Below are 9470 nucleotides of genomic sequence, written 5' to 3'. Positions count from 1 at the left end.
AGGGTCAACGAGGGCGTGTTCAGGTCCAGATGGACCGCAGACCACCCGGTAACATCCGATCCGTTGAACGCATCCAGGACTTCCGGGCAGAAGGTGCTGACGTTTCGATGAAACGTCCGCTGGCTGTAATCTTTCGTTTCTACCCAATCTGCCAGACTCATCCCGCTTTCCTGGTAAGCAGCGCCTTCGGCTCTCCACCAGGAAGCGCGGTCCTCCTGCCCATAAGTAACGTTACTCATACCTTGTGCCTCCTTATCTACTGGCTTGCTTTCAGTATAGATAAAGCGCACGTGTCTCGACAGGTACGTATTCTTTGACGCTTACCACGCCACCCTGTCGACTCAAGCCGAAACCCCGACGCCAAGAAGTTCTTTCTTCCTCCGCTCTACTATGCGAGCAGCGGCACAAGACTGCGCCGCCTCCATAAATGAGAACATTTCCATTCTTATCACATTAGAAATTATCCTTTTCGATTGAAACATCAAGAACATACGGGCTGTTTGGGATACGGCTGCCAGCGGAAAAAGCTTCTTCGGACCGGGAAGAAACCGTTCCATAACAAAAACCAGCAGCTGCCGTGAGTCGTGATCACTGGCAGCCGCTGGTTCAGGATGGATCGTTGTTGATCGGTTCGATGCCGCACCAGGAGATAATCATGTTCGTGTACACTTTTGTTACCTGCTTGAGGCTTTCCAAATCCACCCACTCATCAATTTCATGAAAACACCCGCCGGTCGGACCATAGCAGACTGTGTCAATATCGTAATAGAGCTGGAAGAAACGGGCATCTGTCGTCGACGGCAGCGAACGTCGCTGCGCGGCCTCGCCGACCACCGTTTCATGGGCCGTATCAAGTGCCTGAAAGATCGGCGCCTCGTCATCGCTGACCGTTGCCTCGGCATGAAAGCCGTAAAATTCAATTTCCGGCGGCTGCAGACGGAACCACTCATCGTCCTGCAGCTCTTCTGCCAGAAGCTGCTGCATCTGCTGCTGCCGTTCCTTCACCGTTTCTCCCGGCAGCACTCCGATGCGGCCCTCCATCTTCGCCGTGACCGGTTCGTTGGATTCAAAGTCCCCGGACTGTATTTTTCCGATATTGAGTTCGATCGGCTCCCGCATTTCCGCGAATGCCGGGTGGGTGACGTTTTTGTTCAGCCGATCCACAAAGGCATGAAGGCGGCTGATAATCACCTGGGATTTCTCGATGGCATTTGTCTGCACATGGCCGTCTTCTGTGCGTTTGATCGTATCCCACTTCACCCGGAACCAGAGGCTGCCCACCTGTGCATTCGCCGGGAACATGCCGAATGGTTCCGGTATGAGGGCAGCTTTCGCCGTGTACCCTTCATGCAGGGCGGCGAGGGCCCCATTGCCGGTGCGCTCCTCATCGGGTACGAACTGCATCATCAGATTCGACTTTGGCTGCCATCCAGCTTTGTACAGGGCACGGTAGGCAAACAGGAAAGCGGTCAGTCCCGCCTTCATGTCCGCGGCGCCCCGGCCGTAGAGCCGCCCGTTTTCCTCCCAGGGATCATACGGATCCTGCTTCCACAAGTGCGACGGCTCCGGGCTGACGACGTCGGTGTGCCCCTGGAAAATCAGGCTGTTGGCCTCTCCTTCCGATCCCTCGTGTTTCCCTACGACAATCGAGCTGTTCTCGTACGTCCACTCTACCGGCGAATATCCCGGCAGGTTCTTGATCTTGTCGATATCCAGTCCGAATGTATCTACCTGCAGATGCAGCTCCTTCTCTAAAAAAGAGGCGATATGACGGTGCACGTCCGCTTCCTGTCCACTTAACGAAGGGAACCGGGTGATTTCTTTGAGGAATTCCACCTGCTCCTCCCAGTCAGCGTCTACCATGTCGTGCAGCTGCGCTTGTACATCCTGCTTTATCTCTGTCACGGAAATCTTCCTTTCTTTATCCTTGTTAAAGGAGAATATTCCCGGTACAACCGTACATATAAACCTGCTGCCGTTGATTTCTTCGTGCTCGTTCAGGAATCGAGGTGCTTGAGGACACGCGCTGGATTTCCGCCTACGACGGTGTTTGGGGGAACTTCTTTCGTCACCACTGCGCCGGAAGCAACCACAGCTCCAGTACCGATCATCACTCCGGGATTGATGACTGCCGCACCGCCGATCCAGACATTATCTCCAATCGTAATAGGAATAGCAAATTCGCTGCCGGAGTTCCGTTCCTCGGCCCCGAGTGGATGCGAAGCGGTATACAAATGCACCCCCGGGCCGAGCATGCAGTTGTCTCCGATACGTATTTCCGCAACGTCGAGGAACGTGCAGTCAAAGTTTGCGAAGAAATGATCGCCGACATGCATGTTGTATCCGTAGTCGAAGCGGACGTCCGGTTCCATGAAAACCTCCCTGCCTGCAGATCCGAGGATATCACGGAGAGCATCTTCCCGTCCGGCTGCTTCTGCCGGAGAGGACGCATTATACTCCCGGACTTTCCGGCGGACGCGAAGCCGGTCTTCCATCAGCTCCGGATCGGAAGGCTTATACATCAGGCCGGCTGTCATCTTTTCTCGTTCTGTCATGCTGCATCTTCTCCTTCCCATATACAAAAGCGCAAAGCGCCTTTTGGCCTGTCGAAAACCGCATACATGCCTATCCTCTTAAACAACCCCCTGCCAAATCTCTTGTCCGGCAGGGGGCTCGTCGTCCTTAGATGTTTTTCTTTCCGCTGTGACGGTCCTCAAGACGCTGGAGCACGTCATCGATCGGGAGTTTCTGCTCCTGCAGCAGCACAAGCCAGTGGTAGAGAAAGTCTGCGCTTTCCCACGTCAGTTCCTGCTTGTCGCGGTTTTTCGCTGCAATGATGATCTCCGAGGCTTCTTCTCCCACTTTCTTGAGGATTTTATCGACGCCTTCTTCAAAGAGGTACGTCGTATAGGAGCCTTCCGGCATGTCCTGCTCCCGCTGCTGCAGCATCGCTTCGAGTTCACCGAGGATAGCGTACCGGTCCTTCTCCGGCGTATCATCGTTCCGCTGCCAGAGCGTTTCATAGAAGCAGCTGCGTGCACCGGTATGGCACGCCGGTCCGGCCGGCGTTACGAGCACGACGAGCGCATCCTGGTCACAGTCATAGCGAATTTCCTCCACCTGCTGCGTGTTCCCGGATGTTGCTCCTTTATGCCAGAGTTCGCTGCGGGATCTGCTGTAAAAGACGGTTTCTTCTTTTTCCAGCGTCATCTGCAGCGACTCTTCGTTCATGTAGGCGAGCGTCAGCACTTCTTTCGTGGAAGCGTCTTGAACGACCGCGGGAATCAGCCCATTCTCATCGTAGGTCAGGTCAGCTGGGTTCATCGAATAGGCACTCCTTTTTCTTTAAGATACGCCTTGACTTCCGCTACAGAGGTTTCCCTGTAATGAAAGATGGAGGCCGCCAGCGCGGCATCAGCGCCGGACTTCTGGAAGACGGTCTGGAAGTGTTCTTTGCTTCCCGCTCCGCCGGAGGCAATGACCGGTACAGGGACCGCATCGCCGACGGTTTTGGTCAAGGCTTCATCAAACCCGTTTTTCTCCCCGTCCTGGTCCATGCTGGTCAGCAGGATTTCGCCGGCCCCCTGCGCGACGGCTTCCTCTGCCCAGGCCGTCACTTCCTTGTCGACCGGATTTCTTCCCCCGTGTGTATAGACGCGCCAGGACTGCAGCTCGTCGTCCCATTTCGCATCGATAGCGACGACGATACACTGCGTGCCGAAGAAATCAGCGCCTTCCCGTATCAGTTCCGGGCGGAGAAGCGCGGCCGTGTTGAGCGAGACCTTATCTGCACCGGCACGGAGAATGCGCTTCATGTCTTCCAGCGAGTTGATACCTCCGCCAACCGTGAATGGAATCGCCAGCGTACCGGCCACTTCTTCGACGACGTCTACCATCGTGTCCCTGCCTTCGTGCGAAGCAGAAATATCGAGAAAGACGAGTTCATCTGCGCCCTGCTGGTCATAAAACGTCGAAAGTTCCACTGGATCTCCGGCGTCACGAAGGTTGACGAACTGGACACCTTTGACCACCCTGCCGTCCTTCACATCGAGGCAGGGAATGATTCGTTTCGTCAGCATCAGCGCACCTCCACTTCCGCGATGGCATGCTTGATGTCAATCGCATCCGTGTAAAGAGCTTTACCGATAATAGCACCGGAAATGCCCTGTTCAGCAGCCAGCAGCCGAAGGTCTTCCATCGAGCTCACACCGCCCGAGGCAATTACTTCCCGGTTCGTCGCTTGGCCGAGCGAAGCAATCGCCTCGGTATTCGGACCGCTCATCATCCCATCGCGTGAAATATCGGTCATGATGAACGTCTCTGCACCGGCTTCCGCTAATTCCCGGCCGAGCGTCTCCGCTTTAACTTCGGATGTTTCCAGCCAGCCGTGGGTTGCCACAAAGCCATCACGGGCATCGATACCGATCGCAATCCGGTCCCCGCCGTAGCGCTGCAGCATACGGCGGACGAAACCGGGATCGGCGATGGCGGAGCTGCCGAGAATCACTCGGGCGACGCCGGCATCCAGGTAACGGGCGACGTCTTCTTCCGTCCGGATGCCGCCCCCTATCTGAATACGCGCCTGGAGAGAGCCGGCAGCACGAATGACGTGGTCATGGTTGACTGGGGTGCCCTCTTTGGCACCGTCCAGGTCCACCATGTGGATCCAGGAAGCTCCCTTTTCTGCGAAAGCGGCTGCCATGTCGTAAGGCGAATCGCCGTAGACGGTCTCCTGATCATAATCGCCTTGCAGCAGACGGACACATTTGCCGCCGCGCATGTCGATTGCGGGATAGATCGTAAAACTACTCAGCGCGGACGCCCCCTTTCTGATTCACAAAATTACGCAGCAGACTCATGCCGACGTGGCTGCTTTTTTCCGGGTGAAACTGCGTTCCCCAGACACTGCCGGACGCCGTGACTGCTGCCACTTCCACGCCTGCGTACTCGGCGGAAGCGAGAAGAATGTCTTCTGCGGCGTTCACATAGTAGGAGTGAACGAAATAGACATAGCCTTCTTCCACTTGGTAGAGCAGCGGATGCTGCGGCTGCTTGAAGATCAGGTTATTCCAGCCCATGTGTGGAATCTTCGCCGCCCCCTGCGGAAATCGCTCCACGCGGCCGGGCAGCAGTCCAAGGCCTTTCGTTGTACCGAACTCCTCGCTTTCGTCAAAGAGGAGCTGCATGCCGAGGCAGATGCCGAGAATCGGCTTCCCATCGCCGGCCCACTGTTGAATAAAGGTATCCAGCCCCCGTTTCCTCAGCTCTTCCATCCCGTCTTTAAACGCTCCGACGCCAGGAAGAATCAGCAGATCCGCTTCTGCGAGTTTTTCGGCATGACTGGAGAGAAACGGGGTCTCGCCCAGTCGTTCCACCGCTTTCGTGACGCTGTGCAGGTTCCCCATGCCGTAGTCGATAATCCCGATCATGACAGACTTCCTTTCGTTGACGGAACGCCCTTCACCCGCGGATCGATGCTGACAGCTTCGTCCAGAGCGCGGCCGAGCGCTTTGAAGACAGCTTCGATGATGTGATGGGCATTCGTCCCGTAATGCACGTGCACGTGCAGATTCATTCTCGCTTCCAGTGCAAACTTCCAGAGGAATTCCTCCACGAGCTCGGTATCAAACGTGCCGAGCTTGCGGTGTGGAATGTCCCCGCGCAGTTCCATGTGCGGCCGGTTGCTCAAGTCGATGACGACATGAGCAAGGGCATCATCCATCGGAACAAAGGCGGATCCATAGCGGCGGATGCCTTTTTTATCCCCGAGTGCTTCCTGGAGGGCACTGCCGAGAACAATCCCGATATCTTCCGTTGTATGATGATCATCGATGTCTACATCCCCGCGCGCATCCAGCGTCACATCAAACAGCCCGTGCTTCGTGAAGAGGTCGATCATGTGCGTCATAAATGGAACATCCGTATGCAGGTCGGCCTTGCCTTCTCCATCCAGCTGCCATGTCAGCTCTATCTGCGTTTCTTTCGTTTTTCTCGTTACAGACGCCTGCCGATCACTCATGTTCTTCATCCTTTCCGAGTCGTAGTTCCACTGCCCGCGCATGCGCTTCCAGGTCTTCCAGCCGGGCAAAAGCCGCAATTTTCTCTCCGTGTTCGTGCAGTGCCCGTTCACTATAGGAGATGATGCTCGATTTTTTCGTGAAGTCCTCCACGTTCAGGGGACTCGAAAACCGTGCGGTTCCGTTCGTCGGAAGAACGTGATTCGGTCCGGCAAAGTAGTCGCCGACCGGCTCCGAGCTGTTCTCACCGAGGAAAATCGCTCCCGCATGGCGGATGCGGCTCATTACTTCCCACGGCTTGGCTGTATGCAGTTCAAGGTGCTCTGGGGCCAGTTCATTGACCGCCCATACCCCTTCGTCCATGTCCGCCGCTGTATAAATCGCGCTGTGCGTTTCGATCGCTTCCCGTGCAATCGCTTCTTTCGGGAGTGTCTGCAGCTGACGTTCCACTTCTGCCGCGGTCTCCTCTGCCAGCTCGCGGCTCGTCGTTACGAGAACAGCAGACGACATCGGGTCGTGCTCGGCCTGGCTCAGCATGTCCGCTGCGATGAAGTCCCCGTGTCCCGACTCATCGGCAAGGATCACGACTTCACTCGGCCCGGCGATCATGTCGATATCCACCGTTCCGTAAACGAGCTGTTTCGCAAGCGCCACAAAGATGTTGCCCGGACCGGTGATCTTGTCGACAGGAGCGATCGTTTCCGTGCCGTAAGCCAGTGCTGCGACGGCCTGTGCCCCGCCGACTTTGTATATTTCTGTAATACCCAGCTCTGCTGCTGTTGCAAGCACGGTATCATTGAGGCTGCCGTCCGGCTGGGGAGGAGAGACCATCACAATCCGCTCCACGCCGGCAGTCTGTGCCGGAATAACATTCATCAGAATAGAGGAAGGATACGCGGCCCGTCCTCCCGGTACGTAAACCCCGGCTGCATCGAGCGGCGTGACTTTCTGTCCGAGAATCGTGCCGTCCGGTTTTGTCGTGATCCACGTTTCCTGCCGCTGACGTTCATGGAAGTCGCGGACGTTGGCTGCCGCTTCGCGGATAAGTGCCTTCGTTTCTTCTGACACCCGTTCGAGCGCTGCAGCCGTTTCCGCCGCACTGACACGTCTGTCCGCCAGCTCCACGCCGTCAAACTGCTTCGTGTACCGGGCAACCGCTTCGTCTCCCTGTGCTTTCACGTCCGCGAGTATGCTTTCAACCGACCGCCGCTGGTTAGACGTTCCCTGATCCAGCGACCGTTTCAAACTTATATGGCTGCTCAGCGGGGTGACGTTCATGAAACCCCCTCCTCAATCACGGCTGCGAGACGGTCCACCATATCATCAATCACGGCTGCCTTCGTGCGGTAGCTGACGGGGTTGACAATAAAACGAGAAGTGATCGGGATCATCGTTTCCATTTCCACGAGGCCATTTTCTTTCAGCGTCTGGCCTGTCGACACTATATCGACGATCCGGTCCGCGAGGCCGACGATCGGCGCAAGTTCAATCGAGCCGTTCAGTTTGATGATCTCCACCTGTTCGCCCTGCTCCCGGAAATAGTCTGCCGTGAGCTTCGGATACTTGGAGGCGATCTTCGGATTGACGTCTTCCTCCGCCCGGTACGTCGGCAGTGCCGCAACGGCCATGTAACAGGCACTGATCTTCAAATCGAGTACTTCGTAGACATCCCGTTCTTCTTCAATCATGACGTCCTTTCCGGCTACGCCGACATCAGCGACGCCGTGTTCGACATACGTCGGTACGTCCATCGGCTTCGCGAGGATAAACCGCATCCCGGATTCCGGTGCATCAATGATCAGTCTGCGGGAGTCGTCAAATTCCGGCGGCAGGTTATAGCCTGCTTCGCGCAGAAGTCCCACCGCTTCTTCAAAAATCCGGCCTTTCGGCATTGCTACCGTTAATAGTCCGCTCGTCATCATCGAGCCCCTCCATTTCCGTTCGAGCCAATAAAATAAATCACTTCGTGGAACAGTGCGGAATAAGCGTCTACGTCAGCAATCCCGCCGATTTCCTGCATGACAACCGCACGCCCTTCGCGACGCAGATCAGCCGCATGCGTGATCGCTTCCCGTCGGCGCTCCGCACTGAATATGAGGCAGAGGTCTTTTTCGACGCCCTGCTTTGCCCGTCCGAGTGCCTCCGTCAGCCGATCGACCCGCAGGCCGAATCCGGTTGCCGGCTCTCCGTGGTGGAACTGGCCGAGCAGCTGGTCGTAGCGGCCGCCGCCGCCGAGCGGATATCCAAGCCCTTCGCTGTAGGCTTCGAACACCGTTCCTGTGTAATAGCTCATGTGCATCACGAGATTCAAATCAATCATGATATGCTCGTCCATGCCGTAGTCGTGGAGAATGTCCAGCAGCTGACGAAGCTGGGCCAGGGCGGCACGGCCTTCCGTCGATTCAACCAGTTCTGCTGCCTGATCCAGTACTTCCGGTCCGCCTTTCAGACGGAGGAGCTGATGCAGACGACGCTGATCGAGGGAAGACAGCGGCAGTTCGTCCACTGCTTTGCGGAACCCAACGTAGTTCTTCTCATACAGATAGCGGCGGAATTCAAGCGCGCGGGCTTCGTTGCCGAGAACCTCCTGCAGAAGCGCATTCACAAAACCGACGTGACCGACAGCCGCCTGAAACGACTGGATATCAGCCCGCTGCAGCGAAGAGAGCATGAGGGAAATCACTTCCGCATCAGCTCCTGCTGATTCATCGCCGATCAGTTCGACTCCGACTTGTTCGAATTCCGCAGGTCGTCCTCCTTCGTACTGCTGCGCACGAAAGACAGGTGCATCATACGTCAGACGGAGCGGCCGCTGCGCCTGCTTCAGGCTTGATGCAGCAATTCGTGCAATTGGAGCCGTCATATCCGGACGAAGCACCAGTGTGTTCCCCTGCTGGTCGAGCAGTTTGAACAGCTGCTGATCCAGAATCGCAGACGCCCCTCCAACCGTTTCATTGAATTCTACGGTAGGGGTTTCGACAGGTTCGTATCCCCACTGGTGGACTTCGCTGGAGACCGCTCCTTTTACCTGCTCCTTCAATGTATAGAGTTCCGGCAGGGTATCCCGCATCCCCTGTGGCTTTTCAAACATAAATAATTTCGTCATCGTGACATCCTTTCTACGGCTTCACTTTAGTCTGCTAACGTAATAGAGCAATAAAGTTCTGTAATGAGTAGTTTACCGTTCCAGTCTTTCCGCGTCAACAGCGGAGGTACAGCCTGCATTCTCGCAGAGAAAAAGAAGGTTCTCCGTCTCCGCGGCAATGCAGGGCGCGTGGAGCAGCAGGGCTTGAGGCCTGATCGTCGGAACGGCATGCGCGCCGCTGCCGGGTCCGCGCACGCCTTCCTTTCGGAAGAACACAGGCTTTCTTCATGCCGGACCGCAGACCCTCACGCCAGAAGCGCTTCCTTCTGGCGTGAGGGCCACCGGCAGCTGCCCCTGCGGTGGATTCA

The 9470-nt window shown here is 56.4% G+C and carries 11 protein-coding genes; all 11 read right to left on the bottom strand.

Annotated features, from left to right (window positions below):
• On the bottom strand, positions 1-239 hold a 239-nt coding region (locus tag G477_RS0109415), incomplete at its 3' end, for a hypothetical protein (RefSeq protein WP_026697744.1).
• A 367-nt stretch (positions 240-606) separates the two neighbouring features.
• Positions 607-1905, bottom strand: coding sequence for an ArgE/DapE family deacylase (locus tag G477_RS0109405; protein ID WP_026697742.1), 1299 nt, complete (start codon positions 1903-1905; stop codon positions 607-609).
• A 92-nt stretch (positions 1906-1997) separates the two neighbouring features.
• Positions 1998-2555 carry a sugar O-acetyltransferase gene (locus G477_RS0109400; RefSeq protein WP_035211681.1) on the bottom strand — a complete coding sequence of 186 codons (558 nt, stop codon included), beginning with the start codon at positions 2553-2555 and terminating at the stop codon, positions 1998-2000.
• A 127-nt stretch (positions 2556-2682) separates the two neighbouring features.
• Positions 2683-3324, bottom strand: a complete 642-nt coding sequence (hisIE, locus tag G477_RS0109395) for a bifunctional phosphoribosyl-AMP cyclohydrolase/phosphoribosyl-ATP diphosphatase HisIE (protein ID WP_026697740.1) — start codon at positions 3322-3324, stop codon at positions 2683-2685.
• Positions 3321-4079, bottom strand: coding sequence for an imidazole glycerol phosphate synthase subunit HisF (gene hisF / locus G477_RS0109390; protein ID WP_026697739.1), 759 nt, complete (start codon positions 4077-4079; stop codon positions 3321-3323). The genes hisIE and hisF overlap by 4 nt, the downstream gene beginning before the upstream one ends.
• Positions 4079-4813 (bottom strand): 1-(5-phosphoribosyl)-5-[(5-phosphoribosylamino)methylideneamino]imidazole-4-carboxamide isomerase, encoded by a 735-nt coding sequence (gene hisA, locus G477_RS0109385; protein ID WP_026697738.1) that lies wholly within the window; start codon positions 4811-4813, stop codon positions 4079-4081. The genes hisF and hisA overlap by 1 nt, the downstream gene beginning before the upstream one ends.
• Positions 4806-5429, bottom strand: a complete 624-nt coding sequence (hisH, locus tag G477_RS0109380; protein ID WP_026697737.1) for an imidazole glycerol phosphate synthase subunit HisH — start codon at positions 5427-5429, stop codon at positions 4806-4808. Before hisH ends, hisA begins: the two co-directional genes overlap by 8 nt.
• Positions 5426-6019 (bottom strand): imidazoleglycerol-phosphate dehydratase HisB, encoded by a 594-nt coding sequence (hisB, locus tag G477_RS0109375; protein WP_026697736.1) that lies wholly within the window; start codon positions 6017-6019, stop codon positions 5426-5428. Before hisB ends, hisH begins: the two co-directional genes overlap by 4 nt.
• Positions 6012-7295, bottom strand: coding sequence for a histidinol dehydrogenase (hisD, locus tag G477_RS0109370; RefSeq protein WP_026697735.1), 1284 nt, complete (start codon positions 7293-7295; stop codon positions 6012-6014). The genes hisB and hisD overlap by 8 nt, the downstream gene beginning before the upstream one ends.
• A complete protein-coding gene (hisG, locus tag G477_RS0109365; protein WP_026697734.1) occupies positions 7292-7936 on the bottom strand; it encodes an ATP phosphoribosyltransferase in 645 nt (214 codons plus the stop codon). Before hisG ends, hisD begins: the two co-directional genes overlap by 4 nt.
• Positions 7936-9123, bottom strand: coding sequence for an ATP phosphoribosyltransferase regulatory subunit (locus G477_RS0109360; RefSeq protein ID WP_026697733.1), 1188 nt, complete (start codon positions 9121-9123; stop codon positions 7936-7938). The genes hisG and G477_RS0109360 overlap by 1 nt, the downstream gene beginning before the upstream one ends.
• Positions 9124-9470: the final 347 nt, after the last annotated feature.

It is taken from the genome of Alkalicoccus chagannorensis DSM 18086 (assembly GCF_000429725.1).
Lineage (GTDB): Bacteria > Bacillota > Bacilli > Bacillales > Salisediminibacteriaceae > Alkalicoccus > Alkalicoccus chagannorensis.
The sequence above is the reverse complement of the archived record's forward strand: the minus strand, read 5'-3'. Positions and strand labels throughout refer to the sequence as shown.

Excerpts from the sequence above, each read along its gene's own strand:
- hisF (WP_026697739.1), bottom strand. The coding sequence starts at position 4,079 with ATGCTGACGAAACGAATCATTCCCTGCCTCGATGTGAAGGACGGCAGG.
- G477_RS0109400 (WP_035211681.1), bottom strand. The coding sequence starts at position 2,555 with ATGACAGAACGAGAAAAGATGACAGCCGGCCTGATGTATAAGCCTTCC.
- hisIE (WP_026697740.1), bottom strand. The coding sequence starts at position 3,324 with ATGAACCCAGCTGACCTGACCTACGATGAGAATGGGCTGATTCCCGCG.
- G477_RS0109360 (WP_026697733.1), bottom strand. The coding sequence starts at position 9,123 with ATGACGAAATTATTTATGTTTGAAAAGCCACAGGGGATGCGGGATACC.
- hisH (WP_026697737.1), bottom strand. The coding sequence starts at position 5,429 with ATGATCGGGATTATCGACTACGGCATGGGGAACCTGCACAGCGTCACG.
- hisG (WP_026697734.1), bottom strand. The coding sequence starts at position 7,936 with ATGACGAGCGGACTATTAACGGTAGCAATGCCGAAAGGCCGGATTTTT.
- hisB (WP_026697736.1), bottom strand. The coding sequence starts at position 6,019 with ATGAGTGATCGGCAGGCGTCTGTAACGAGAAAAACGAAAGAAACGCAG.
- hisD (WP_026697735.1), bottom strand. The coding sequence starts at position 7,295 with ATGAACGTCACCCCGCTGAGCAGCCATATAAGTTTGAAACGGTCGCTG.